Source organism: Hymenobacter edaphi, from assembly GCF_003258365.1.
Taxonomy (GTDB): domain Bacteria; phylum Bacteroidota; class Bacteroidia; order Cytophagales; family Hymenobacteraceae; genus Solirubrum; species Solirubrum edaphi.
Genome location: NZ_QHKM01000010.1, coordinates 121,040 through 147,693, shown reverse-complemented (window position 1 = coordinate 147,693; position 26,654 = coordinate 121,040). Strand labels below are relative to the sequence as shown.

The following is a 26,654-nucleotide window of genomic DNA, read 5'->3' as shown; positions in this document are numbered from 1 at the left end:
TTGCAGAAGAATAACCCCGGAACCACCGGCAGAGCGTGCGTGCCCTGTGTCAGCAACAAAACGCGAACGGAAAGTTCGCGCTACATCCGCCTTGCCACGGCGGCGCGGATATCCTCGGGCGTATCCTTCGGAATGGCGGCCAGTAGGCGCTGGGTGTACTCGTGCCGGGGGTTGGCGTAGATGTCGGCGGCGTTGCCCTGCTCCACGATCTGGCCGGCACTCATCACCAGCAGGCGGTCGGACATAAAGCGGGCTACCGACAGGTCGTGGGTGATGAAGAGGTAGGTGATGCCGAAGTCGCGCTTGAGGTCATTGAGCAGGTTGAGCACCTGGGCCTGCACCGAGACATCCAGCGCCGAGACGGATTCGTCGCAGATGATGCACTTGGGCTGCAGAGCCAGCGCCCGGGCAATGCAGATGCGCTGCCGCTGCCCGCCGCTGAACTCGTGCGGGTAGCGCAGGTAGTGTTCCTCCTTCAGGCCCACGGTACGCAGCAGTTCCAGCACCCGCGCTTTTTGCTGGGCCCTGGTACCGCCGACGTTGTGCACGCGCATCGGTTCAAGAATAGCCTCGCCCACGGTCAGCATGGGGTTGAGCGCCGCGTAAGGGTCCTGGAAGACCATCTGAAAGTCGCGGCGGCGACGGCGCAGTTCCCCGGTTGAGAGCTTCGCCCAGTCGTTGCCCTCGAACAGAATCTTGCCGCTGGTTGGTTCCACCAGCCGCAGCAGCGTGCGGCCCAGCGTGGTCTTGCCGCAGCCCGATTCCCCTACCAGCCCCACGGTTTCGCCCCGGCGAATATCGAAGCTCACGCCGTCGACGGCGCGCACGTATTCCTTCTGCCGGCTCAGGAAGCCCTTGCGGACGGGATAGTACACGCGCAAGTCCTGCACGCTTAGCAGCACCTCGCCCAGAGGCGCAACCGGCGCGGCCGAGGTGGTAGTACGGCTCTGCGTCGTACTACCACTATCGTTGAACGACGGGGCCGACGAATCGGCTGGTTCCGCAATTACGGGCGCATCGGCAGTTGGCGGCACCTGCCCGGTTTCCAGCAGCGGCGCGGTTTCGAAGCCGGTGAGCGTACCGTCGGGCCGTGGAACAGTAGAATGTTCCACGGGAAACATCTTGTCAATGTCACTCCCGTTCTGAGGGGACTCGATGATTTGCGCAGCTGTTTCGTTAGCAGAGCTTTGCAGCGCGGCACTTGGAGTGACGGAGAAGACCCCGGCGGCGTCTTCCTGCATGAAATCGGCTACCGTGGGAAGTTTTTTTCGGCCCAGCGAAAGTTTTGGGCGGCAGGCCAGCAGGCCCTTGGTGTACGGGTGCTGGGGATTAGTGAAGATGTCGAGCACCCGGCCCTGCTCTACCACTTTGCCGCGGTACATCACCAGAATGCGGTCGGCAATTTCGGCCACCACGCCCAGGTCGTGGGTGATGAAGAGGACCGCCGTGTTGCGCTGCCGGCGCAAATCGTCGATGAGCTGCAGGATGCGGGCCTGCACCGTCACGTCGAGGGCGGTGGTGGGCTCGTCGGCAATGAGGATGGCGGGCTGGCAGGCCATGGCCATGGCAATCATCACGCGCTGTTTCTGCCCGCCGCTGATTTCGTGGGGGTAGCTCTTGAATATTTCCGCTGGCCGCGGCAGCTGGGCTTCGGTAAACAGCTCGATGGTGCGCGCCTCCGCTTCGGTTTTGCTCAGCGTGGTGTGCAGCCGCAGGGCCTCCACCACTTGCGCCCCGCAGGTATGCACGGGGTTCAGGGAGGTCATGGGCTCCTGGAAGATGAACGATATTTCGTTGCCGCGCACCCGCTGCAGCTCGGCTTCCGAAAGGCGCAGCAAATCCACTTCGCCGCCCAGCGCCTCGGACTGAAAACGGGCCTCTCCCCCACTCAGCCGGCCGGGCGGCATCGGAATCAGCCCCAGCATGGCCAGCGAGGTTACCGACTTGCCCGAGCCCGACTCGCCCACAATGGCTACCGTCTCGCCCGCCCGCAGCTGAAACGACACGCCCTCCACCGCCCGCGTCAGGCCGTACTGCGAGGCGAAGTCGATGGTCAGGTCGCGGACTTCCAGAATCACGGATTTTTCGGATTTGACGGATTGCACGGATTTCGTGGACGATTGGTGGGGTGTGGCTTTGGTTGGCAGCTTTCGGGCGTCTGGCGGGTCTGAAAAACGCTTAGGCGGTGGCTTCCAGTCGCCGCAGCTGCTCCTGCAGGTAGGCAAAGGTACGCGGGGCGCGGGTTGGCAGCTCGGCCAAGCCGGTGCCGAGGCCGTCTTCGGGCAGCACAACAGGGCCACCGGCGCGCAGGTGGGCGAAAACCGGCGTCAGGTCCTCGTCGATAAAGCGGCAGTTCTGCCCGTAGGTGTCGTCGGTCCAGAATTCGTCGGGAGCGGTGCGGGCGAAAACCGGCGTCAGGTCCTCACTCCTACCTCGTTTGGCTCGCCGCGCATGGCTTTGGCCTGCCCGCAGTAGCCGCGCCGCCGCTCGTTGTCCCCGAAAACGTAAAGCGTGTCGGGGTTGGCTTGCAGGTCTTCGCGGCTGATGAATTTATGTTTGCGGAGCATGGGAATAGCTGACTATCTACAAGAACAGAAGAAACTAAATAAGGTCAGGATTTCATGGCATGGTAAACCGTAGAACATTGGCCTCAGCATGCCCTTTAAATGCCCTTTCAGGCAGACCATAACCAAGATATTCGTGGTCTATGCGCAGCTTAACGACGTAACAGTGACCGGATTTCAAGGCCGGATAAATACGACTCAGCCTGAGTTTTATCCGAAGTTGATAAGGTTGATGAGGAGTTAAAACAACGCTACTTTCCTTCGTAAGAATAACGCGGTCCAGATCCATCACGGCCTTACAGGGGAAATAATGCCCTTTCACTTTGCTGCGGCAGTCTTCAAAGCCAACGTAGATTAGGCTTGCGCAGAAATTCCATTCCTCGGGCTTGTAAAATACAACCGCTGAATCGGTAGTCGAAATCACAGCCGATAGCTCCAAGACTCGCTGCTTAGCGTTGTACTTCACTGCTTTCAAATCGAGCTTTATGGATGGCGTTTGTGCCCGTGCATAAAGTGAAAACGCCCATAACAGGGCAGTTATGAGCGTTTTCAATAATTGAGTAATCATTTTTAGATAGTGTCTACACCACCTCCGCCGCTTCCGCGTCCGGCCGGTGCTCGTTCGGCTGGGCTTTTTGCTCCTCGTGGTGCTGGAAAAACCGCGTCTGGTTTAGCAGGATGAAGACTACGCCCAGGAAAATGGCTGAGTCGGCGATGTTGAAGATGGGCCAGAGCGAGAGGTGCATGTTGCCCACCAGCGGCCAGGAATCGGGCAGGAAGCCCTCGTAGAGGTCGAGGTAGAGCATGTCGATAACTTGGCCGTGCAGCCAGGGCGTGGGGGCGCCGAAGGGGGCGTTGTTATAGATGACGCCGTAGAAAACGGAGTCGACCAGGTTGCCGATGGCCCCGCCCAGGATGGCGGCAATGCACCAGATCAGGCCTTTTGGCGCGCCGGTTTTCCAGAGGCGGTAGATGTAGTAAGCTATGCCCGTCACGGCCAGCAGGCGGAACAGGGTGAGGATGACTTTGCCGTAGGGCGGCGGCAGTTCCACGCCGAAAGCCATGCCGGGATTCAGGGTGTAGTGGAGCTTAAACCAGTCGCCTATCAGCGGGATTTCGCCCGGCATGCCCGGCTGCATGTAGGTGTGCACGGCCCACTTCGAGAGTTGGTCGATGGCAATTACGAGCAGGGCAAACAGGTAGTACTTCCAGTATTTCATGAATTCGCGGATTTGGCGGCCGGGATGAAATTGCACAATGCAAAGCACAACGCTCACCCCAATCTTATGCTGCCCCGGCACAAAACTCGGCGGGGATTTATGCTGATGGATTCGGCCTGGGCGGACCGGAAATGTGGATTTTGGACTGTTTCAGACTATTCCGCCGGCGTTTTGTGCGCCGGTGTACCGGGCGGCGAATGTACGTCGCCGCCCGGTACCTGTAGCTCAGCTTCTTACGACATCCACCCGCGCCGGTACCTTGTACTCGTCGAATTCGAGCACGGAACCTTCCGTGAAACCGCTCACCAGATCCAGCGACACGGCCTGCACTTCCGTGCGGATGTAGTCGCCGAAATTCTCGACGGCCTGCACCAGTTCGGGCTGGTCGGCGCCCAGGGTGACGCGGATTTTGTCCTGCACTTCTAGGCCCGAATCCTTGCGCAGGTTCTGCAGGCGGTTCACCAGCTCGCGGGCTACGCCCTCGTGGCGCAGCTCGTCGGTCAGGGTCACGTCGAGGGCCACGGTGAGCGGACCGTCGGTGGCCACCAGCCAACCGGGCAAATCCTCGGTGCGGATTTCCACGTCCTCGGGCGTGAGCGTGACGGGCTGACCGTCAACCTCTACCGCCAGCTGACCGGCTTTTTCGAGCTGGCTGATTTCCTCCGCGGTCATCTGCTGAATGCGGGCGGCCACGGCCTTCAGACGCGGGCCGAACTGCTGGCCCAGGCGCTTGAAGTTGGGCTTCACCGACTTCACCAGCACGCCGCTGGTATCGTCGAGGAACTCCACGTGCTTCACGTTCACCTCGGCGCAGATGAGGTCTTCCACCTTCCCTACCTGCTCCCGCGTCGTTTCCGTCAGCACCGGCACGAGGATGCGCTGCAGGGGCTGGCGCACCTTCAGCACCGATTTCTTGCGCAACGAGTGCGTCAGGGAGCTGATGCGCTGGGCCAGCTCCATGCGTTCCTCCAGGGCCTGGTCGATGAGGCTTTCCTCGGCCTGCACCAGCTCCGTCAGGTGTACCGATTCGTAGCGCAGGGGCGTGCCTTTTTCGGTGGCCTCGGCGCGCATGCCGTCGGTCATGTTCTTGTAGAGCCACTCGCCGAAGAAGGGCGCGATAGGCGACATCAGCTGGGCCACCACCACCAGGCACTGCTGCAGGGTCTCGAAGGCGGCTTTTTTGTCGGCTGTAAGCTCGCCCTTGCGGAAGCGGCCACGGGAGAGGCGCACGTACCAGTTGGAGAGCTGGTCGGTGACGAAATCCTGGATGGCGCGGGCGGCTTTCGTGGGGTCGTAGTTGTCGAAATGGCCGCGCACTTCGAGGATGAGCGACTGGAGTTTCGACAGGATCCAGCGGTCCAGCTCGGTCAGCTCGGCCACGGGCACGCGGTCGAATTCGCGGGCCTGGAACTCGTCGAGGTTGGCGTAGAGGGCGTAGAACGAGTAGGTGTTGAACAGCGTGCCGAAAAAGCGGCGCTGCACCTCCGTGATGCCGGCGAGGTCAAACTTGAGGTTGTCCCAGGGCTGGGCGTTGGCAATCATGTACCAGCGGGTGGCGTCGGGGCCGTACTGGTCGATGGTTTTGAACGGGTCGATGGCGTTGCCGAGGCGCTTCGACATCTTGTTGCCGTTCTTATCCAGCACCAAGCCGTTGGCAATGACGTTTTTGAACGCCACCGAATCCTCCAGCATCACGCCCAGCGCGTGCAGGGTGAAGAACCAGCCACGGGTCTGGTCGACGCCCTCGGCAATGAAATCCGCCGGGAAATTGCGCTGGAATTTCTCGTGATTTTCGAAGGGGTAGTGCCACTGCGCGTAGGGCATGGCGCCGCTGTCGAACCACACGTCGATGAGGTCCGGTTCGCGGTACATGGGCTGCCCCGACGGCGAGACGAGGAAAATATCGTCCACGTAGGGCCGGTGCAGGTCGGTCATTTCCCCGGTCTTGATGGGGTTATGCGTCATCACCTCGGCGGCCACGGCCTTGTCGATTTCGGCGCTCAGCTCGGCGATGGAGCCGATGCACAGCTCCTCCGAGCCATCCTGCGTGCGCCAGATGGGCAGCGGGGTGCCCCAGTAGCGGGAGCGGCTCAGGTTCCAGTCGACCAGGTTTTCCAGCCAGTTGCCGAAGCGGCCGGTGCCGGTGCTTTCGGGCTTCCAGTTGATGGTTTTGTTAAGCTCGATGAGGCGCTCCTTCACGGCCGTGGTCTTGATAAACCACGAGTCGAGCGGGTAGTAGAGCACGGGCTTATCCGTCCGCCAGCAGTGCGGGTAGGTGTGCTCGTACTTCTCCACCTTGAAGGCCCGGCCGCGCTCCTTCAGGCGCACGCTGATGTCCACGTCGAGGGTGCGGTAGTCAGCGGCCGATTCGTCGTGGCCGTCGTAGTTTTTCACCCAGCGCCCGCCGAATTCGCCCATCTGCGCCACGTAGCGCCCGGTGCGGTCCACGATGGGCCCGAGCTTGCCCTGGTCGTCGGCGACCAGCAAAGCGGGCACGTCGTTCTGCTGGGCGACCCGGAAGTCATCCGCGCCGAAGGTCGGCGAGATGTGCACGATGCCGGTGCCGTCCTCGGTGGTCACGAAGTCGCCCACGATGACGCGGAAGGCCCGCTCCTCCCCTTCGAAGGCCGGGAAACCGGCTTCGGTGCCGAACAGACGCTCGTACTTGATGCCCGCCAACTCGGCGCCGCTGAACTCGCCCAGCTGCTGCCAGGCCAGCACTTTGTCGCCGGCTATGTAGTCTTCGAGGGCCACCTGGGCACCTTTTTCGGTGAAGTAGCGGCTCACCAAATCCTTGGCCAGCACCACCACCTGCGGCTCGTAGGTGTAGGGGTTGAAGGTGCGGACGACGGCGTAGCGGATGTTCTTGCCCACCGCCAGGCCAGTGTTGGCCGGCAGGGTCCAGGGCGTAGTCGTCCAAGCCATGATGAACACGGGCAGGCCGTCGGCCAGCGCAAACAGCTTGTCCGACTGCTCATCCCGCTTCACCTCGAACTCGGCCACGATTGTCGTGTCCTTCACGTCCTTGTAGGTGCCGGGCTGGTTCAGCTCGTGCGAGGACAAGCCGGTGCCGGCGGCCGGGGAGTACGGCTGGATGGTGTAGCCCTTGTAGAGCAGGCCCTTGTCGTAGAGCTTCTTGAGCAGGGCCCAGCAGCTTTCGATGTACGCGGGCTCGAAGGTGATGTAGGGGTCCGAGAGGTCCACCCAGTAGCCCATCTTTTCGGTCAGCTCGTCCCACTGGTGCTTGAAGCGCATCACCGTCTCGCGGCAGCGCTGGTTGTACTCCTCGACGCTGATTTTCTTGCCGATGTCCTCCTTGGTGATGCCCAGCTCTTTCTCCACCTGCAGTTCGATGGGCAGGCCGTGGGTGTCCCAGCCGCCTTTGCGGTGCACCTGCTTGCCGTTGAGCGTCTGGTAGCGGCAGAAGATGTCCTTTACCGTCCGGGCCATCACGTGGTGGATGCCGGGGGCGCCGTTGGCCGAGGGCGGGCCTTCGTAGAACACGAAGGTGTCGCGGCCCTCGCGGGTCGACACGCTCTGCTCGAAGATGTGGTTCTGCTGCCACCAGCTCAGGATGTCGGAGCCGACTTTGGCGTAGTCGAAGGGCTGTTTGTATTCGGGGTATTTCATCGGGATTGGGGCCTCAGCTCCTGGCTTTTCTCCGGTTGAGAAAGGAAAAACCGGCGCGCAGAAGCGGCCGGAGTCAGGCTAGGAAAGTCGGTTATCGAGTGCAAACAAAGATGCGGGCAAAAAGGCTCACGAGCAGCTACTAAGCGGCTACGCCTGGTCGGGTTGGTTGCCCTGCGGCGCAGCGGGCGGCAGGGTGGCGCCGGGCTTCACCTTGATGCGGTTTAGGTTCAGCTCCAGGTCGTCGTCTTCCTCGTGGTACTGCTCGTCGTAGTGCTGAATCAGGGCGCTGTCGATGGTTTCGTCCTTGCCGTGCTCAAAGGTGACGAGCAGGGCCGGCAGCAGAATCAGGTTCGAGAAGTTGGTAATCAGCAAGCTGGCCGACATCAGCAAACCCAGGGCCTTGGTGCCGCCAAACTCGGAGAAGGCGAAGATGCTGAAGCCCACGAACAGCACGATGCTGGTGTAAATCATGCTGGTGCCAGCCTCCGACAGCGTGGTCGATATAGCGGCCCGGACGCGGCGGCCGTTGGCGGCCATTTCCTGCCGGAATTTCGCCAGCAGGTGAATGGAGTTGTCCCCATCAATACCCAGCGCAATGCAGAAAATCAGGGCGGTGGCGGGCTTCAGCGCAATGCCGAAAAAGCCCATGATGCCGGCCGTGAGCAGCAGCGTCACGAAGTTCGGCACCAGGGTGAAGAACACCGAGCGGATGGAGCGGAACAAGACCAGTACGATCAGGCCGACCAGCCCGAAGGCGTGAATCAGGCTGTTGCGCAGGGTGCCGATAACGTACTCGTTGCCCTTGGTGAAGAGAATGGTGGTGCCGGTCATCTTCACCTCCATGCCCGTGCCCTTGAAGATTTCGTTGATCTGCGGCTGAATCTTGGTCAGCAGCAGGGTATCGAGGTTGCGGGAGCCGATATCGGCGATTTTGAGGCTGATGCGGGCTTTCTGGCCGGTGCTGTCGGTGAAGGAGCGCAGCAGCTTGTCGTTCATGCTGGCGGCGGCTTTGGGCGCCGTAGCGACGGCCGTTTGGGTGCTGTCGGCACCGGTGGCGGCGCTGTCGGCGGCGGCCGGACCGGCGCTGCGCGAGCGGGCCAGGTAGCTCAGGATGAAGTTGCGCTCCGAGTTATCGGGCAGGCGGTAGTAGCTCGGGTCGCCGTTGTAGAAGGTCTGGGTGGCGGCCTTCAGGAAGGTCACGATGCTGATGGGCGAGGTGAGCTGGGGCTGGGTGCGCAGGTAGTTTTCCAGCCGGTCGATGCGCTCCAGGTTGCTCAGCTTCAGAATGCCGCGCTTCTTGCCCGTATCCACCACGATTTCCAGCGGCATCACCCCGTTGAAGTGCTCCTCGAAGAACTTCAAATCGGAGTTGACCGAGGAGTTTTTGGGCAGATCATCCACCATGTACGACACCGCCTGCAGGCGCGAAGCCCCCAGGGCGCCCAGCGCGCAGAGCACGAAAGCAATGCCGTAGACCGTGCCGCGACGCTCCAGCACCAAGTAGTCGAAGAACTCCAGCAGCTTGGTCAGCGGCTTGGCGTCGAGGTGCTCCAGCTGCTTGGGCGTGGGCGGCGGCAGGTAGGTGAAGACAATCGGGACGAGGATAATCGAGATGAAAAAGGCCGCGAAAATGCTCAGCGTAGCCACCCAGCCGAACTGGTAGAGGATGGCAATGTTGGTGAAGCAGAACACGAAAAAGCCGGTGGCCGTGGCCGTGTTGTTCATCAGGGTCACCAGCCCGATTTTGCGCACCACCCGCACCATGGCCAGCACTTGGTTGCCCGAAATGCGGTAGTCGTAGTGGTAGCGGGAGAGCAGGTAGGTGCAGTTTGGAATGCCGATGACGATGAGAATACTCGGAATCAGGCCCGTGAGCAGCGTGATTTTGTAGTCGAGCAGCACAATGGTGCCTACGCACCAGATAACGGCCACGCCCACGATGAGCAGCGGAAACACCACCGCCGACCAGGTGCGGAAAAATACCAGCAAGGTGGCGCTGGTTACCAGGGCGGCCAGCATCAGGAAGAACTTCATTTCGCCCGCCACCTTGGTGGTCATGGTGGAGCGCACGTAGGGCAAACCGGCGTAGTGCAGCCGGATGCCCGTTTTCTTGGTAAACCGCTCGGCGTGGTCGAGGATGTTTTTCATCACCGCCTGCCGCTTGGAGGAGTTCAAATACTTCGGGTCCATCGTCAGGGCCAGCAGCGTGGCCCCCGTGGTCGGGCTGATCAGCTGCCCTTTGTAGAACTCCTGCCGATTGACAATCCGCATCAGGGAATCCAATTCCTTTTGCGTCTGCGGGAAGGTGCGGAAGATGGGCGCCGCGGCAAAGCGCTGATTGGCCGTATCCTTGGTGAGCTGGATGAGCTTGGTCACCGACAGCACCCCGCTCACGCCTTCCTCCTTGCTGAGCGTGTCGGTGAGCAGGCGCAGCTCGTTGAAGTTGCCGAGCCGGTACACCGAGCTGTCCTGCAGGCCGAGCACGAGCACGTTGCCATCCTCCCCGAAGGTTTTCTTGAACTGCTGAAAGTACACCATGTCCGGGTCGTCGGGCGAGACAACCTGGGCAAAGTCGTAGGTCATTTCCACGTCCTTGGCCTTCCAGGCCATGAATGCGGTGATGATGGCCAACAGCCCGACGAGCAGGCGGCGGTTCTTGATAATCAGCAGGGCGAGCTTACTCCACATCGGCTACAGCAGGAAAATTGGGGCAAAGGTACGCATTGACATTCGGGGGAATTTTCCGGGGAAATAGCACCGCACCCAGAAAATCAGTTATTTATACAAGTATCTGTAACTCACTATGTTAAAATCCGCGTATATGGTCGTAGATTTTGCCGCCGCCATTCCCGCGCCCTGCCTACCACCGTTCACCGTTCCCGGCGGCTCCTGCCTTCGATGACACTTTACTACTCACCAGCGGCCTCGTTGACCTACGACGCGGCCGAAAAAACCCTACATCTGAGCTTCAGCGCCACGCACCTCGACCTCTCCTTCGGCCAGGCCTACCAGTGCGCCCTGCAGGAAATGCTCACCAAGAACGTGGGCAAGCTGCTGCTCGACCTGAAACGCAACGCCCCTTCCTCCGACGACCACGAGCGGTGGCTGGTAGAGCCCCTGCAGGCGCACCTGCCCGCCCGCGTGGCCCGGCCGGTGTTCATTGCGGCGGTGCTCAGCGAGGGGCAGTACCAGTACCAGATCAACAACTGCCCGGTGAGCGGCACCACGCTGATACCCGAGCAGGTGGAATTCAACTACTTCACTTCCCGCCGCGAAGCCGCCGCCTGGCTGAACGGCCAGTAAGCGGCACTTCTGCCGGCCACAAAAAAAGCCCCGATAAATCGGGGCTTTTTTTGTGGCCGGCAGCGGCGGCGGGCTAGCGGATAACTTCCACCCAGCCTTTCCAGACTTCGCCCTGGGAACTGCGCAGGTGGTAGTAGTAGGTGCCGGCGGGCGCGTCGGCGCCCCAGTTGCCGGTGTACTGGGTTTGCGAGAATACCTTGGTGCCCCAGCGGTTGTAGATGTCGACATCGACGCCGGCAAAGCTCACAAACGGCTTGAACGTGTCGTTCATCCGGTCGCCGTTGGGCGTGATGACGTTCGGCAGCTCAAACCGGCGCACCTCGATGCTGAGGCGCTGCTCGTCGACGCACTGGGCCGTGGAGCTGGCCACCAGCTGCACCTGGTACGTGCCGGGCTGCTCGTAGGCGTGGGTGGGCGTGGCGGCCGTGCTGGTCTGGGCGTCGCCGAAGTTCCAGGCGTAGGTCGTGGCGTTGGTGGTCGTGTTGTTGAACGTTATCAGCTGCCCGGTAAAGGCCTGCCGGAGCGTCGGCGCAAACGCGGCGCGGGGCTGCGGCGTCACGTTGACCACCACCGTGGCGCTGCTGGCGCAGCCCGTCGGGGCCGTGGCCGTGACGGTGTAGGTGGTCGTCGTGGTCGGGGCCGCCGTCACGTTGGCCCCGGTGGTCGAGCTCAGGCCCGCCGCCGGGCTCCAGGTGTAGACCACGCCCGGGGCGCCGGTACTGCTGGCGCGCAGCACCGTGTTGCTGCCGTTGCAGATGGTCTGGTTCGGGCCGACGGCCGCCACCGGCACCGGGTTCACCACCACGGTATCCACCGCGGTTCGGCTGGTGGGGCACGCGGCGGCGTCGTTCACCGTGAGGCGCACCACGTAGCGGCCCGGCTGGCTGAACGTGTGGCTGACAATGCCGCTTTGCGCCGAGGTGGTGCCGTCGCCGAAATCCCACAGCAGGCTGGTGCCGGCCTGGGGCGTGTCGCGGCGGAAATTCAGCTGCAGGGGGGCGCAGCCGGTTTTCTGCGGCACGCCGGTGGTCGACAAGGCGGTGTAGGCCACCTGCAGCTGCGGAATGATGCGCACCACCACGGTGTCGCGGGTGAAGCAGCCGCCGGGGGAAGTGGCCGTCAGCACGTACGCGGTGGTGGCCGTGGGCGTGGCGGTTACGCTGGCCCCGGTGGTCGAGCTCAGGCCCGCCGCCGGGCTCCAGCTGAAGGTGCTGCCCGCCACGCCGGCGCTGCCGGCCGTGAGCGTGGTGCTCGTTCCGGCGCAGATGCTGCGGTCGGCGCCGGCGGCAGCGGTCGGCGAGAGAAACACGTCCACCGTGTCAGTGGCAATCTGGTTTTGCAGGCAGGCGTTCGGGTCGATGACCGTCAGGCGCACCACGTAGCGCCCGGGCGTGTTGTAAGTGTGCGTGATGACGCCCGTTTGCGTGGTCACGGTGCCGTCGCCCAGGTTCCAGCTGCGGGCCGCGTTGCCGATCTGGCTGGCGGGCTGGAAAAACACCGTGAGCGGGGCGCAGCCGCGGCGCACGCGGGGCCCGTTAATCACCGTGGATTGCACGAACGCCGCCTGCAGGCGCAGGATATCCATCTTGAAGGCGGCGTTGTTGTAGCTGGCGCTGGTGGGCTTGGTCAGCGCGTAGGCGTTCGGGGTCGTTATCAGCCCCCCGCTCACGCACATGGCCTGGTAGATGATGCCGCGCTTGTCGAAGCGGGAAGTGCCCCCGTCGACGTGCGGGCCGCTGTTGCCGAAATACGAGCCGTACACCAGGCCCGCGGCGTCGGCCGAAAGCTGCATCAGGTAGAACGACCCGCTCGGCGCGGTGGTCTGGATGGCGTCGGGCGTGACGGGGGCCCCGGTGATGGTGCCCGAGCCCTGGCCGCCGCCGCCCCAGGCCGAGAGCAGAATCTGCCCGCAGTTATCGACTAGGAACGCGGTGGGCGAAAAGTTGACGCCCGACGTGGTGGGCGCCCCGATGCGGGTGGAAAACTGGGAAGTCGTCAGGCCGTTGTTCATCTTGTGAATGAACAGGCGGGAGTTGTTGACGGCGTATTTGCCGCTCGTGACCGGGTAAGCGCCATCCGACTGGCCGAGGGCGTACACGTTGCCGGCCCGGTCCAGCTGCACGAAGTAGGCCTGGTCGTACCCCGAGGTACCCAGGAAGACCGACCGGCGCAGCACGTTGCCGCTGGCCGCAATGGAGGCCACAAACCCGTCGGCGGTGCCGCCGTTGTAGGTCGCGTCGAAGCTGCCCGCCACACCTGGTAGGTTCGAGCTGGAGGTGCCCCCGCTCACGTACACGTTGCGCACGCTGTCGACCTGGATGGAATACGCCGATTCGGCCCCGGTGCCGCCCAGGTAGCTGCTCCACACCAGTGCGCTGAGCGAGGACGTGAGCTTGGTCACCACCGCGTCGCTGGTGCCGCTGAGCGCGGTCTGAAAGCCACCCAGCGTGGGGTAGTTGGTCGAGGAGGAAATGGAGGCGAAGTAGATGTTGTTCTGGTTGTCCACCTGCACGTCGCCGCGGTACTCGTCGCCGTAGTTTACATTCAGCGCCGCGGCCAGGGTTTGGCCGTCGGACCCGCTGCCGCCCACGTAGGTGGAGGCCAGCAGGGTGCTGCCGGTGCTGTTGAGCTTGCACACCACGATGTCGGTGCCGCCGTTGTAGGAGTTGTCGTACACCCCGCCGGTCACCGGAAACTGGTTGTTACTGGTCGAGCCCAGAATCACCAGGTTGCCGGTGCGGTCCACAATCATGCTGTGCGGGTGGTCGGTGCCGCTGCCGCCGATGTAGGTGGCGTAGAGGCGCGACGCGGCGCCGGTGGTGGCCGCCGGGTTGAACTTCATGATGCCCATGTCCTGGGTGCCGGCGTAGCTCACGTCGTAGGCGCCGGTGGTGACCGGGAACCCCGAGGCCAGGGCAATGCCCCCGGAGTAGAGGTTGCCCAGCGAGTCGTAGGTGGCCGTGTAGCCGTAGTTGTTGCCCGTCGAGCCGGAGTAGGTGGAGTACACCAGCACCGGGTCGATGACGAGCGGGCGCTGGTGGTCGTAGCCGGCCGGCAGCGCAAACGACACCACCCGACCCTTCAGCTGAAACTGGCAGGGCACTTCCTGCTTCTGCCCGTTGCGCAGCTGGTAGGCATACGGGCGCTGCTCGGTGATGTCGCCCACCGAGGTGGTGATGCGCAGGGAGCCGTCGGCAGCCACGCGCAGCTCGTCCACGCCTTCGTAGTGCATCCGGATGCGGCCGGCATCGGCCTTCGGAGCCAGCTCGAAGTCGTACTCCAGCGACGCGCCCTTGCTGTACACGCGCAGGTCGGTGCCCGGGTACAGCTGCTGGTAGCGCACCTCGGTGTAGGCCGGCACGTGCGAGGCCCAGCGCTGCGGGTCGCTGCCCAGGAAGTAGTTGCGCTCCATCGCCACCTTGCCCTCGCTGGTCACGACGGGGTTGGCGTTGGCGTGCTCAAACGACACGGTGTAGGCGTGCGCCTTCACCCGGGTGGCGGCCGGCGCGTGGCGGTGCTGCAGCTGCTCGATGTGGTGCACGTCGAAGAGAGAGTGCGTCAGCTGGTTTTTGCCCAGAAACAGCTTGCCCATGGGCACGTCGACGGCGTACAGCACCTTTTCGGGCCACTGGTTGCGGTTTGCCACGAACTCGCCCCCGGCCTCGACGGGCGCCACCACCCGCGGGCGGCCAACTGGTTGGGGCGGCGTGCCGGCCCCGGCCAGCAGGGGCTGGCTCAGCGCAAGCGTTGCCATGCAGAACGCCCCCGCCAGGGAGCGAACGATAGTAGATGTAAGCATGAAAAAAATAATGAGGATGAAAAGGTCAGGCAGTGATAGAACTCGCCGCCGGCCAGGCAAACAATAGCCGATTACTTCGCCGGGGGCCCAGGAGCCGTTAATTAAGCCCAGCAATAATGTCGCCACAGTAGCCTGGCCGCCGGCTCAGGAGCCCGGCAAACAAGCGGAATACAAAACCCATGAGCCCCGGCCAAACCTAAGTTCGGCCGGGGCTCATGGGTTTTGCGGCGACAATTTATCTGATTTAAAGCAGACTAGACTGCTACAGCTGCTCGAAGATGCGCGAGAGGCTCACCGCCTCGCCGATGTAGCCGCGCAGCTCGCTAATGGGCATGCGCGTCTGCTCCCGGGAGTCGCGGTGGCGCACCGTCACGGTGTCGTCCTCCAGCGTCTGGTGGTCGACGGCAATGCAGAAGGGCGTGCCGATGAGGTCCTGGCGGGTGTAGCGCGTGCCGATGCTGTCCTTTTCCTCTACCACTAGGCGGAAGTCGTGGCGCAGCGAGTTGTAGATTTCGTTGGCCTTTTCGGGCAGCCCGTCCTTTTTCACCAGCGGAAAGATGGCGGCCTTCACCGGCGCCACGGCCGGGTGCAGGCGCAGCAGCTTGCGGGTCTTGGTTTTCTGCTCCTCGCCTTCGCCCTCCACGATGGTTTCTTCCTGAAACGCCTGGCAGAGCGTGGCCAGGAACAGGCGGTCGGCGCCGACGGAAGTTTCCACTACGAAGGGCACGTAGTTGCCGTAGGGCTTGCCGGTTTCGGGGTTCACGTCGTTGTCGAAGTACTGCTGCTTTTTGCGGCTGTACTGCTGGTGCTGGGTCAGGTCGAAGTCGGAGCGGGAGTGGATGCCCTCGATTTCCTTGAAGCCGAAGGGAAATTCGTACTCGATGTCGACGGCGGCCTTGGCGTAGTGGGCCAGCTTCTCGTGGTCGTGGAAGCGCAGCTTGTCGGTGGGCAGGCCCAGCACCTCGTGCCAGCGGCGGCGGGCGGCTTTCCAGTGCTGGTACCACTCATTCTCGGTGCCGGGGCGCACGAAAAACTGCATTTCCATCTGCTCGAACTCCCGCATGCGGAAGATGAACTGCCGGGCCACGATTTCGTTGCGGAAGGCCTTCCCGATCTGGGCAATGCCGAACGGCACCTTCTGCCGAGCCGACTTCTGCACGTTCAGGAAGTTCACGAAGATGCCCTGGGCCGTTTCGGGGCGCAGGTAAATTTCGCTGGAACCCTCGGCCACGGCGCCCATCTGCGTGGAGAACATCAGGTTGAACTGGCGCACGTCGGTCCAGTTGCCGGTTTTGCTGATCGGGCACAGAATCTGCTCGTCGATGATAAGCTGCTTGACGCCGTGCAGGTCCTCGGCGGTGAGCAGGCGGCCCATTTCGGCCAGCAGGGTTTCGGCCCGGGCTATTTCACCGTTTTTCTCGTACTCGGCCGCTTTTTCCTCGATGAGCACGTCGGCGCGGTAGCGCTTTTTGCTGTCGAGGTTGTCAATCATCGGGTCCGAAAAGCCGTCGACGTGGCCGGAGGCTTTCCAGGTGGTCGGGTGCATGAAGATGGCCGCGTCGATGCCTACCACGTTCTGGTTGAGCTGGGTCATGGCCTTCCACCAGAGCAGTTTCAGGTTATTCTTCAGCTCCACGCCGTTGGGGCCGTAGTCGTACACGGCAGCCAGGCCGTCGTAGATTTCGGAGGAGGGAAACACGAAGCCGTATTCCTTGGCGTGCGAAACGATGTCGGCCAGGGTGCCTTCGGTGGTATTGGCGGCTTGCTGCGCGGGCTTGCTCATTGGATAAGGAGAAGTGGGAGCTTAGAAGCTAGAACCTGGATCCGAGAAGATAAACCGGCGGGCCAGAGAGCGGCCGGCTGCCTCTTGGTTCTCAACGCTAACCTCTGCGGGCTAAATCAGGGGCAAAAGTAGGGCGAAGATGCGAAGCGCCGCATGCGGCCGCCCAAGGCTCCGCCCGCGAAGTACGGGCGCGGGCCGCTACTATTGTTAAACTTTTTGCAGAACCTTTGGTACAAGGCCTGACCGCCGGCGCCGGGGGCAGCGCGCTCAGTAACAATTTCATAATCTTGCCCCCCTTTTTGCCGCCCGTACTTTTGGCGGCCCATTTCCCTTCGCTCACCAACCCCTTCCCTTATGCTTGGCTTAGAGCCTCAAGTGCTCCTGCTGCTGCTGGTGTGTCTGATTGCCGCTTGCGCGTTTGAATTCGTCAACGGCTTTCACGACACGGCCAACGCCGTGGCCACCGTCATTTACACCAACACCCTGCGGCCCTGGGTGGCCGTCATCTGGTCGGCGTTCTGGAACTTCATCGGCGTGTTCGGCGGCGGCATCGGGGTGGCCATGGGCATCGTGTACCTCTTGCCCGTCGAGAGTTTGGTCGACCAGAACATCTACCACGGCATTGCCATGGTGGGCGCCCTGATTCTGGCGGCCATCATCTGGAACGTGGGCACCTGGTACTACGGCATTCCGGCCTCGTCCTCGCACGCGCTCATCGGCTCCATTCTGGGCGTGGGCATTGCCTTCTCGCTGCTGCCCGGCGCCAACAGCGCGGCCGTCAACTGGAGCAAGGCCACCGAAACCGGCATTGCCCTGCTGGTCGGGCCGCTGTTCGGCTTCACGCTCACCATCATCCTGATGTTCGTGCTCAAGCGCTTCGTCAAGTCCAAGGCCATCTTCAAGGAGCCGCACAAGCGCAAGCCCCCGCCCCTCTGGATTCGCCTGATCCTGATTGCGACCTGCACCCTGGTGAGCTTTTTCCACGGCTCCAACGACGGGCAGAAGGGCGTGGGCCTGGTGATGCTCATCCTCATCGGCATTCTGCCCTTCAAGTTCGCCCTCGACGCCTCCAAGAACCCGCTGGACATGCGCGCCTCCCTGACCAAGGTGGAGCAGGTAATGAGCCGCGTGAATGCCAGCGAGCTGGCCCCCGACGAGCAGAAGGCCCTGCAGGAAATCAACCAGCAGACGGCCACGCTGGACCGCATCTTCGCCGGCAAGACCGACGTGAAGCAGCTGCCCGAAACCGACCGGTTTCAGATCCGCAAGGCCATTCTGCTCACTTACAGCCGCGCCAAAAAGCTCACCGGCAGCGAGCGGGTGAGCCTGAGCCCGCAGGACCGCAAAACCTACGACGCGGCCATCGAGGACATGCGCGGCTTCACCGACTACGCCCCCAAGTGGGTTATCCTCATCGTGTCCCTGTCGCTGGGCATCGGCACCATGGTGGGCTGGAAGCGCATCGTGGTGACCATCGGGGAGCGGATCGGCAAGGAGCACCTGACCTACGCCCAGGGCGCCTCCTCGGAGCTGGTAGCGGCCACCATGATCGGGCTGAGCACGCAGCTGCACCTGCCCTCCTCCACCACCCACGTCCTCTCGTCGGCCATTGCCGGCTCGATGGTGGCCAACCGCGGCATCAAGAACCTGAACCCGCAGATGGTGCGCAACATTGCCCTGGCCTGGGTGCTCACGCTTCCCGTGACCATGGTGCTGTCGGGCGTGCTGTTCCTGCTGTTCCGGGCGCTGCTGTAAACAGCCTGCCCCGCGCCGGCGCACAAAAAAGCCGCTCCCGTCGGGGAGCGGCTTTTTCATTTCAGGCCGGTTTGGCACGATGCCGGAGCTATACGAGACTTGTACTTCTCCGGTTGCATTTGCATTACGGAATCTTTATTATCAAGAACTTATCCACTTATCAACATTAAAAAGCGGCGTTTTTGTGGATAACCTGGGGCTAGCCGGGCCATTGCACGTCCAGGTCGTCGTTGATGAACACGCCGAAGTTGATAAACTGCAGCTCGTCCTCGTCGAAGTAAAGGTCAATCATTTCCTTTTCGTAGGAGAGGCGCACTTCGCCGGTGTCCACCTTTTCCATTTCGCCCTGCCCGTGACCGTGGCGGCGCATCAGCTCCTGGATAGCGGCCAGCGACTTGCTGTGAATCGGCTCGCCGTAGAGGCGCATGCCGGGGTGGTCGGTTTCGATGCAGGAGAGGCGGTAGTCGTCCTCGCGGTCGAAGTACAGCGAGTAGCCTTCCTCGAGGTAGTTCCAAGCCTGGTGCTCGAACTCGTCGTCGTCTTCCGACTCTTCAATTTCTTCCGGCTCCCCCATCAGGGTGCGGACTTCGTCCATGCTGGCGCCAAACTTAAGCGGGCCCATGCCTTGGCCCAGCACGATTTCGTTTTCGTCGGTGCTGCGGGGTTGGGGCGTATTCATATCGGGAGGAGGTTTGGAGGTTGGTAGCTGGGTAAAGGTAGGAGTCTGGTTCTTCGTTTTTCGTTGTTTGTTTTTCGTTGTTCGTGTTGGGCAGTTATCCACCTATGCACGTGGCCAGTGGTGGATAAAGGGCGTCGAAAAACAAACAACGCGTCACGAAAAACGAACTCATTTGCCGTAGCGCAGTTCGAAGGCTTCCTTCTGGCGCAGGTAGTCGGGGTGCTGTTTGGCCTCGTCCCACTTGGCCTTGAAGATGGCGGCGGCTTCGGCTTTTTCGGGGTCTTCCGGGTCGCGGGGGCGCTCGGGGCGGCCGTGGGCGCCGCTCTGGCCCTTTTTGTCGGCGGGCACGGGGCCTTCGTACTTTTTGCCGCCGCGGTGGTTGGCATAGCGCCGGGCCCGGGTAAAGCCCATCTGCAGAAACTTGCGGGCCATGTCGGCCCCCACGAAGTCGTCGGCCTTCAGATAGGCCAGAAACAGCCCGTAAATCGTCTCGGACGACTCGCGGGCTACGGCGGGACTCTTGAAGCGCCAGAAGGGCAGGATTTCGCTTTTATAGGGCTGCACCAGCAAGACGCCCTGCTCGCCCTTGCCCACCCGGTACCGCTCGGGGTGCTGGCGAAAATCGACGTGGCGAAAATCCTGGTCGTAGTTGAACGGCATACGGGGCTTCCGATGAACAGCGGCGGGCTGTATACGCACTGCCCGCGCCGGCGGGTGAAACCGGCAGCCTGCTCGCGCCGCGCCGGCCTGATCGAGCGGCCGGCTTTGCGGCCGGCCGCCGTTCGGGCTGGTCCGGCACCGGCAGCCGAATCGGAACGCACAGGTTTACAGGCATTCATCCTCCTGTGAGCCTGTGCGTTCCGACCCGGGTTATCCACGGGACTAATAACTTTTTACTGAAAAAAATTTAAAGATTCTTTTTTGTCTTCAGTTGTTAGGGCTGTTCATAAGTGGATATCTAACAGGCTTATACACAGGGCTTGATAACATGTGCACAAGAACCGGCTTATACACCGGCTATCCACATGGCATGTGCAAATTACAGGCGTGATTATCTGCCAATTAACAGGCTTTTCGACAATCCACACACTTGTGCACAACCCTGTGAATTAACACGTTAGTGGAAAGTGGAAAGCCCCAAAACCGTGGGGAAGTTGTCCACGGCTATCCACAGGCGGCGGACACTGCTACCGGCCCGACAGGACCAAAAAATCTTTTCCCCTGTTTATCCCCTGTTGCTCACAGGTTATCAGCGCGTTATCCACGCGTTATCCCCTGTCGACTGCCCGACCCGGTTTTAGGGGGTGCAGAATTCCACAATTGGCTGTGGAAACGTGGATAACCGCCTGTGAGCCTGTAAGAACCGGCTTGATAATCAGGGCATAGTTACTTGCGCGAATATGCTCGGATTGGTTTCAGGCGGTTGAAACCGGGGCTATGGCACAGGGTCACAGGTAGATAGCCGCTCGGGCCAAGCGGCGCGAATGGCGGGCCACTATACGCCGGTCCGGGGCCGGAGCCGACGCCGCATCGGGCCATCCGACCCTGGCCTATGAGCCGGGACAACCGGCGACAATGCAGACCGCAACGGCGGTAGTGCTAACGCAAGCGTCCACCACAAAGCCCCGGCGCGGGCAGCACCGGGGCTTTGTGGTGGGCTAAGCTCAGCAAGGCCGTTTAGAAGGTCAGCACCAGGTTTTCGATTTCCCAGTTGGCGCGCACCTGCTGCGTCTGCGGCAGCAGGTACACGGGTTCGGCCGGCACGCGCAGCTTCGGGTCGCCCCCGCGCCAGCGGCCGTCGTTGTCGGCGTCGATGAGCACGCGCAGGCGGTAGGTGCCCGGGTCCACGTTGTCGAAGCGGAAGGTGCGCGGTCCGCCGGCCACGGTGCGCACGATCTGGTAGTTCTGGTCGAGCAGCTGCAGCTCGAAGCCGCGGTACTTGGTATTGATGGTGCCCGAGATGGTGCCGGTGCTGGCCTGGTCCGTCACGCGCAGGCGCACCGGGCGCAGGCGCAGCGGCTGCCCGCCAATGGCCAGGATGGCGGTGGTATCGGGCACGAAGACGATGCCGGTGCGGGCCCGGGTGTTCAGGTTTACCGTCAGCAGGGTGCGGTCGGGGCTGAGGGTGCCATCGGCGGGCAGGCGCAGCGGGCGCCGCGTCACGGAGTCTTCCACCAGCCTGCCGAAGGGCTTATCGGTGGCTACGCGCACCGGGGCCAGAAACTGCAGCTTGAGCTGGCCCTGGCGGTACACGTCGCGCGGGTTGCCCACCACCTGGTACTGGGCGCCGCGGCGGCTGGTGGCGGGCGTCTGGCCCTCGAAGCGCACGTTCACCGTGTCGACGCCCCGGTTGCCGGCGCTGTCGATGGCCGTGAGCAGGTAGCGGCCGGCGGGCACGGCCGGGGCGCGCAGAATGTTGAGCGTGCGGCCCCGCTCCAGCAGGGACGCCGTTTCGGCCAGGGCCGGGGCGGGCGGCTGGCCCAGGGCTGCCAGCGTAAACTGCTGCAGGCCCTCGTTGAAGCCGATGCGGAACTGGTCGGGTCCGGTTTGCTGCGACAGAATCAGCGGGCGCCGCGAATCGGGCCGCACCGATACCAGGCGCAGCGTATCGAGGCGCGGGCGCAGCTCGATGGGCTGGGGCAGGTAGGCCACGCGCTCGGGCTCCTCGTAGCGGCTGTTGTTGTTCTTATCAACCAGCGCGTAGATGCGGTAGCTGCCCTCGCGCACGTTGCGCAGCTCAAACTGGCCGCCCTTGTCGGCGCGCGTCTGGTAGTAGGGCGGGTTGCGGAAGATGTCGGCCGTGTCGGCGGCGGGGTAGAGGGCAATGACGGCCTCGGCCTCGGGCTGGCCGTTGAGCAGCTGCGTGACCGAGCCGCGCACCCGGCCCGAATCCAGCGCCGCGCCGGTGCTGAAGGCCAGCACCACGTCGCTGGCGGGGTTGCTTTCGGTGATGTCGACCACGGCGCCGCGGAAGTTGAACACGTAGGTCGTGTTCGGCTCCAGCGGCTTCTCAAAGCGCAGCTCGATGGCGCGGCGCTCCTCGCGCAGCTTGTAGGGGTTTTTCTCGGAAATGGTGGGCGTGATGAGCAGGTTCTTGCTCAAGTCTTTCAGCTGCACCGATTCCGAAAACTCCAGCCGGATGTTCTGCTCCTTGACGTTGGTAGCGCCGTTTTTGGGGTTGCTGCTCACCAGCTTGGGCGCTTCCGTGTCGCGGGCCCCGCCTTCGGGCTGGCTGATGGCGGCGCACCCCGCGAGGCACAGGCCGGCGGGCAGCAAAAACAAAGCAGGACTAACGCGAACGAACATTGTAGAGCAGCAGCGTGGAAAGCGTAAGCAGGGCGCAGGCCCCGAGGATGGTCCAGCCCGCCCGCCGCGACACGGGACCGGGCGTGGGCTCGGCATCGGGCGGGGGCTCGGGCGGCCCTGCCGGAGCGCGCACCGAATCGGGCCGTACCGGCGCCGCCGGCGAAGGTACAACGACGGAATCGGGGCGGGCGGGTATGTCCTGGGCCATCGGCGGCGGGGCGCTCAGCGCGGCCAGGGCCAGCACCAGGCCCAGCCGCCGCAGCGGCCCCCGGAAAGAAAAACGTAGCAAGAGACGAGCGGTGCGCATGGCCGGAGCTTGACAATGAGCGGGTTGGGCCCTCCCCTACCCCACCGGGTAGCTTTAAAAAGCCGCCGGCGGCGCGGGCTACCGGGTCGCGCGTTCGGCCACGAAAATCAGGCTGGAATACTGCCCGCCGTTCTGCCCGGCCTGCCGGTTCGATTTGTAGCCCGAGCGCAGCGCGGCCAGAATGCCGCCGTCGCGCTCGGCGCGGTACTGCTCGCTGAGCAGGCTGATGTAAAACGCGTCGAGCTTCATGGGCAAGGTACGGCGCAGCTGCAAGTGATGCTTGCCGAGCAGGCGGCCCACGGTCTTGGCCGTGAAGTGATAGAGGTGGCGCGGCACGTCGTAGGCGGCCCACTGCTCGCGGTAGTACTGCGCGTCGGGGCTTTCGGCGTTGGGCACGGCAATGACGAGGATGCCGTCGGGCTTGAGCAGGGTGACGAGCTGCTCAAGCGTGGCGTTCAGGTCGAGAATGTGCTCCAGCACGTGCCAGAGCGTGATGACGTCGAAGGACGCGGGCGCGAACTGGCTCAGCTCGCCGTGGGCAATGGGCTGAGCGGTGTTCTGCTCGGCTAGGCGGCGGGCCGAATCGTTGGGCTCGAAACCCGCAATCTGCCAGCCGGCCTCTTTGGCGGCGTGCAGGAAGTAGCCGGTGCCGCAGCCGTAGTCGAGCACGCGGCCGCGGCGCGGGGCTTCGCGGGCGAGCAGGGCCACCTTCTGGCGCACGGTGAACTTGCGCGCCACTTTATACACCTGGTTGATCAGGCCCTGGTGGGTATCGGTGTGCGAAATGTAGGCCGGGCTTTCGTAGTAGCGGCCCAGGCTGGCTTCGTCGGGGCGCGGGTTGGTCAGCAGCAGGCTGCAGGCGGTGCACTGCGTGATGGCAAAGCTTTCGTGGCTCACCGAATAGTCTTCGACGACCATTTTGGGACGAAACTCACTATTCCCGCAAATCGGGCACTGTTCTACGCGTACGTTCGACACCAAGCAGCTAATCAGACAGCAAACAAAACAGCCGGGCACGGGCGCCGGCTGCGACTACAGATACAAAAATATGGGTAACAGCCGACAAGTAGCGAATCACCCGTAATGACGGGCGGGCATAATGTGGATAACTGCCCGCTTGGTATAAAACGAGCGTGAGGTTTATGCCGACGGACAAGCCTAGAAAGTGCGCCTGAAGCGCGCATTGCAGGCATAAAACAACTGCACCGGCTTTCCAGGCCTCAATAATCCGCGCAAACGTTTGCGCAAAATGACGCACTGAATTCGTACAAAGGCTGTTTGGAAAATTACTGGTAAGTGTCACGTTGTCATGCCGGGCTTAGCTACTGAGCAAGTCAATAAAGCTGGCAGGCAGATGCTCCAATAAGTTTCGTACGGTGGTTTGAAGACTTTCCAGACGACTTCGTAGTAAAGCGCGCTTGATCCATCTGTCGCCAAGCTGGCCACCAGCCCCGCCATGCCTGCAGGACTACCGTTGCCACGCGGCGCAGTGTGGACGTCAGTAGCCGAAGGTCAGCGCAGCTAACGGATGCCGCTGCGCTGCAGCTTAGAATCGTTTTATCAGCTATTGTCTACCGATACGGCGCCGCTACGCGGCTGAGGCCGACTCACGGTTGTTGCAGCATCGGCAAACTTCACCACCGGCTTCCTTACTGACGTTACATGCCCGGCCGCTCGTCAATGTAGGGCGTCCCGATGACCAGCACACCCACCGCAACGCTTCCGCCAACGAGCACCAGCAGTACCCAGGCGGTGAGCAGCAGCCACCCCAGCGCCCGGCCGAAGCGCCGATGCCAGGCGGCCCGTACCGTACCAACGAGGCCCCAGAGTGCCAAGGGGGCGTGCAGCGCCAAGGTCGCCGCGGCCAGATGATCCGACCAAGTAATGCTTTGGTGCAGGTGGCCCGACTGAGAAATCAGAATGTAAACCAGCGTCAGCCCGAAGATGGCGCCGGCACCAACAATCAGCCCGCCAAACCAACCCAGATGGTCGGCTTGGCGGGCTGGTGGCAGTGATGCCCTGGATGCTGCCACCACTATCCTACTTGCCCAGATACACCATCAGCACCGAAATATCGGCGGGCGAGATGCCGCTGATGCGCGAGGCCTGCCCGATGGTTTCGGGCTGGATGCGCAACAGCTTTTCGCGGGCTTCGTGCGAGAGGGCGGGCATGGCCTTGTAATCGAGCTTGCCCACGATGCGCAGGTCTTCCAGCTGGCCCATGCGCTCGGCCTGCTGGTGCTCCTTCTCGATGTAGGTTTCGTACTTGACGTGGATGCTGGCCTGCTCCAGCACCTCCGCGCCGTACTGGCTCAGGTACTCGTGCAGCTCGGGCAGGGCGCGCTGCAGGTCGGGCAGATCGAGCTGGGGGCGGCGCAGCAGGTTCACCACGCGGGTTTTCTCGTGGATGGGGGCCGAGCCCAGCTCTTCGAGCAGGCCGTTGATTTCGCCCGGCTCAACCGGTTTTTTGCTCAGGTAGTCGAGCACGTCGGCGGTTTGCTGGCGCTTCTGCTCCACCCGCTGCATCCGCTCATCCGAGGCCAGCCCGAGCTTGTGGGCCAGCGGGGTGAGGCGCAGGTCAGCGTTGTCCTGGCGCAGCAGGATGCGGTGCTCGGCGCGGCTGGTGAACATGCGGTAGGGCTCGTCGGTGCCCTTGTTCACCAGGTCGTCGATGAGCACGCCGATGTAGGCCTCCGAGCGGCGCAGAATGAACGGCTCCAGCTCGCGCACCCGCTGGTGGGCGTTGATGCCGGCCATCAGGCCCTGGCAGGCGGCCTCCTCGTAGCCCGTCGTACCGTTGATCTGGCCGGCGAAATAGAGGTTGCGCACCGGCTTGGTTTCCAGCGTCAGGTTGAGCTGCGTCGGCGGGAAGAAGTCGTACTCGATGGCGTAGCCGGGGCGGAACATCTTCGCGTTTTCGAAGCCCGCAATCTGGCGCAGCGCCTCGTACTGCACGTCCTCGGGCAGCGAGGAGCTAAAGCCGTTCACGTACACCTCCACCGTGCTCCAGCCCTCCGGCTCCACGAAAATCTGGTGGCGGTCCTTGTCGGCGAAGCGGTTGATTTTGTCCTCCACCGAAGGGCAGTAGCGCGGCCCCAGGCCCTTGATGCGGCCCTGGAACATCGGCGACTTTTCGAAGCCGGTGCGCAGAATGTCGTGCACCTTCTCGTTGGTGTAGGTGATGTAGCACGGCCGCTGCTTGCTGAGCTGCGGCGTGTCGAGGTAGGAAAACTTGCTCGGGTTTTCGTCGCCGGGCTGCTCCTCCATCTTCGAATAGTCGAGGGTGCGGCCGTCCACGCGGGGCGGGGTACCGGTTTTCATGCGGCCCGTCTCGAAGCCCAATTCCCGCAGCTGCTCGGTGATGCCGGTGCTTTTGCGCTCGGCCGCCCGGCCGCCGCCGAAGTTTTTCTCCCCGATGTGGATGAGCCCGTTCAGGAAGGTGCCGTTGGTGAGCACCACTGTTTTGCTCCGAAACTCGATGCCGAGCTGGGTGCGCACGCCCACGCAGGTGCCGTCTTCCACCAGCAGGCCGGTCACGGCCTCCTGCCAGAAGTCCACGTTGCGGATGCCTTCGAGCGTCAGGCGCCACTCTTCGGCGAAGCGCATCCGGTCGCTCTGGGCCCGGGGGCTCCACATGGCGGGGCCTTTCGAGCGGTTGAGCATCCGGAACTGAATCATCGTCTTATCGGTGATGATGCCCGACTGCCCGCCCAGCGCGTCCACTTCGCGCACAATCTGTCCCTTGGCCACCCCGCCCATGGCCGGGTTGCACGACATCTGCGCGATGGTGTTCATGTTCATGGTGATGAGCAGCACCGAGGAGCCAAGGTTGGCGGCCGCGGCGGCAGCTTCGCAGCCGGCATGGCCGGCGCCTACCACAATTACATCGTATTCCTGGGTCAGCATAGCTGGGGAGGGTTGTTGCTTCGGAGGTGAGTAACAGGCAAAGCCTGCGTTTTGTGCCCGAGGGGCGGTTATTCCAGAATCTGAGCGGTAGCGCCGATGATGTGCTGGTCGAGGAGTTCTTGGCGGGATGTGAACTGGTCTGGAATTAGCAAACCGAGTTTTTCGCTCTGATTTCTGATGTTGATGAGGTTGACGCCAATGATTCGCAGCACCAATCCACCAGGAAAAGCCAAGTAGTTATTACTGCCCACTTGGCCTGTAACCTCTCCTACCAAAGCCCAGCCGCGGCCGGTCAGGTGGAAAGCATCTTCGACGGTATAAGTGCCGACTTCTTTTTCCATTGGTAGTTGATGCAGTCCGTCATGCTGAGCGCAGTTGAAGCATCTCTACCGCTTTGCCAGA

General features: G+C 62.7%; 19 protein-coding genes. 2 read left to right on the top strand and 17 right to left on the bottom strand.

Annotation, left to right across the window (positions count from 1 at the left end; translation table 11 throughout):
* Positions 1-80: 80 nt before the first annotated feature.
* The 7 genes from DLM85_RS21955 to DLM85_RS21935 form a co-directional block, all read right to left on the bottom strand.
* Positions 81-2,105 (bottom strand): ABC transporter ATP-binding protein, encoded by a 2,025-nt coding sequence (locus tag DLM85_RS21955; protein WP_111480328.1) that lies wholly within the window; start codon positions 2,103-2,105, stop codon positions 81-83.
* A gap of 73 nt (positions 2,106-2,178) precedes the next feature.
* Complete coding sequence (locus DLM85_RS26405) at positions 2,179-2,418, bottom strand: DUF7831 domain-containing protein (RefSeq protein WP_481249165.1); 240 nt, start codon at positions 2,416-2,418, stop codon at positions 2,179-2,181.
* On the bottom strand, positions 2,415-2,567 hold the full coding sequence (locus DLM85_RS26120; RefSeq protein WP_243636085.1) for a DUF7831 domain-containing protein: 153 nt from the start codon (positions 2,565-2,567) through the stop codon (positions 2,415-2,417). Before DLM85_RS26120 ends, DLM85_RS26405 begins: the two co-directional genes overlap by 4 nt.
* A 52-nt stretch (positions 2,568-2,619) precedes the next feature.
* Entirely contained in the window at positions 2,620-3,132 is a 513-nt protein-coding gene (locus DLM85_RS25185) for a hypothetical protein (protein ID WP_133257199.1), read from the bottom strand.
* 13 nt (positions 3,133-3,145) lie between these two features.
* Positions 3,146-3,784 (bottom strand): lipoprotein signal peptidase, encoded by a 639-nt coding sequence (locus DLM85_RS21945; protein ID WP_111480327.1) that lies wholly within the window; start codon positions 3,782-3,784, stop codon positions 3,146-3,148.
* 225 nt (positions 3,785-4,009) lie between these two features.
* Complete coding sequence (gene ileS / locus DLM85_RS21940; protein WP_111480326.1) at positions 4,010-7,414, bottom strand: isoleucine--tRNA ligase; 3,405 nt, start codon at positions 7,412-7,414, stop codon at positions 4,010-4,012.
* A gap of 147 nt (positions 7,415-7,561) precedes the next feature.
* The gene (locus tag DLM85_RS21935; protein WP_111480325.1) at positions 7,562-10,102 is read right to left on the bottom strand and encodes an efflux RND transporter permease subunit; all 2,541 of its coding nucleotides are present in this window, start codon (positions 10,100-10,102) and stop codon (positions 7,562-7,564) included.
* Positions 10,103-10,312: 210 nt separating this feature from the next.
* Between DLM85_RS21935 and DLM85_RS21930 the strand changes: the two genes are divergently transcribed.
* Entirely contained in the window at positions 10,313-10,717 is a 405-nt protein-coding gene (locus DLM85_RS21930; protein ID WP_133257198.1) for a hypothetical protein, read from the top strand.
* A gap of 73 nt (positions 10,718-10,790) precedes the next feature.
* Here DLM85_RS21930 and DLM85_RS21925 read toward each other — a convergent pair whose 3' ends face one another.
* Together DLM85_RS21925 and DLM85_RS21920 are read right to left on the bottom strand one after the other, a co-directional pair.
* Positions 10,791-14,516 (bottom strand): DUF7948 domain-containing protein, encoded by a 3,726-nt coding sequence (locus DLM85_RS21925; protein ID WP_111480323.1) that lies wholly within the window; start codon positions 14,514-14,516, stop codon positions 10,791-10,793.
* A gap of 262 nt (positions 14,517-14,778) precedes the next feature.
* Entirely contained in the window at positions 14,779-16,299 is a 1,521-nt protein-coding gene (locus tag DLM85_RS21920) for a glycine--tRNA ligase (RefSeq protein ID WP_111480322.1), read from the bottom strand.
* Between the two features lie 354 nt (positions 16,300-16,653).
* Here DLM85_RS21920 and DLM85_RS21915 point away from each other — a divergent pair, with 354 nt between their 5' ends.
* Positions 16,654-18,054 carry an inorganic phosphate transporter gene (locus tag DLM85_RS21915; protein ID WP_111480321.1) on the top strand — a complete coding sequence of 467 codons (1,401 nt, stop codon included), beginning with the start codon at positions 16,654-16,656 and terminating at the stop codon, positions 18,052-18,054.
* A gap of 199 nt (positions 18,055-18,253) precedes the next feature.
* On the opposite strand, the gene DLM85_RS21910 is transcribed toward DLM85_RS21915, so the two are convergent.
* The 8 genes from DLM85_RS21910 to DLM85_RS25175 form a co-directional block, all read right to left on the bottom strand.
* Positions 18,254-18,733: a hypothetical protein gene (locus DLM85_RS21910; protein WP_111480320.1), complete on the bottom strand. Its 480-nt coding sequence runs from the start codon at positions 18,731-18,733 to the stop codon at positions 18,254-18,256.
* Positions 18,734-18,901: 168 nt separating this feature from the next.
* Positions 18,902-19,393 carry a DUF4385 domain-containing protein gene (locus DLM85_RS21905; RefSeq protein ID WP_111480319.1) on the bottom strand — a complete coding sequence of 164 codons (492 nt, stop codon included), beginning with the start codon at positions 19,391-19,393 and terminating at the stop codon, positions 18,902-18,904.
* Positions 19,394-20,410: 1,017 nt separating this feature from the next.
* Positions 20,411-22,039: an Ig-like domain-containing domain gene (locus DLM85_RS21900; RefSeq protein WP_165822247.1), complete on the bottom strand. Its 1,629-nt coding sequence runs from the start codon at positions 22,037-22,039 to the stop codon at positions 20,411-20,413.
* Positions 22,023-22,328 (bottom strand): hypothetical protein, encoded by a 306-nt coding sequence (locus DLM85_RS25180; protein WP_133257197.1) that lies wholly within the window; start codon positions 22,326-22,328, stop codon positions 22,023-22,025. The genes DLM85_RS21900 and DLM85_RS25180 overlap by 17 nt, the downstream gene beginning before the upstream one ends.
* A 96-nt stretch (positions 22,329-22,424) precedes the next feature.
* Positions 22,425-23,264 carry a class I SAM-dependent methyltransferase gene (locus DLM85_RS21895; protein WP_243636084.1) on the bottom strand — a complete coding sequence of 280 codons (840 nt, stop codon included), beginning with the start codon at positions 23,262-23,264 and terminating at the stop codon, positions 22,425-22,427.
* 740 nt (positions 23,265-24,004) lie between these two features.
* A complete protein-coding gene (locus tag DLM85_RS21890; protein WP_111480317.1) occupies positions 24,005-24,382 on the bottom strand; it encodes a hypothetical protein in 378 nt (125 codons plus the stop codon).
* A 4-nt stretch (positions 24,383-24,386) separates the two neighbouring features.
* Positions 24,387-26,249: a tRNA uridine-5-carboxymethylaminomethyl(34) synthesis enzyme MnmG gene (gene mnmG / locus DLM85_RS21885; RefSeq protein ID WP_111480343.1), complete on the bottom strand. Its 1,863-nt coding sequence runs from the start codon at positions 26,247-26,249 to the stop codon at positions 24,387-24,389.
* Between the two features lie 71 nt (positions 26,250-26,320).
* Positions 26,321-26,593 carry a hypothetical protein gene (locus tag DLM85_RS25175; RefSeq protein ID WP_133257196.1) on the bottom strand — a complete coding sequence of 91 codons (273 nt, stop codon included), beginning with the start codon at positions 26,591-26,593 and terminating at the stop codon, positions 26,321-26,323.
* Positions 26,594-26,654 lie beyond the last annotated feature (61 nt).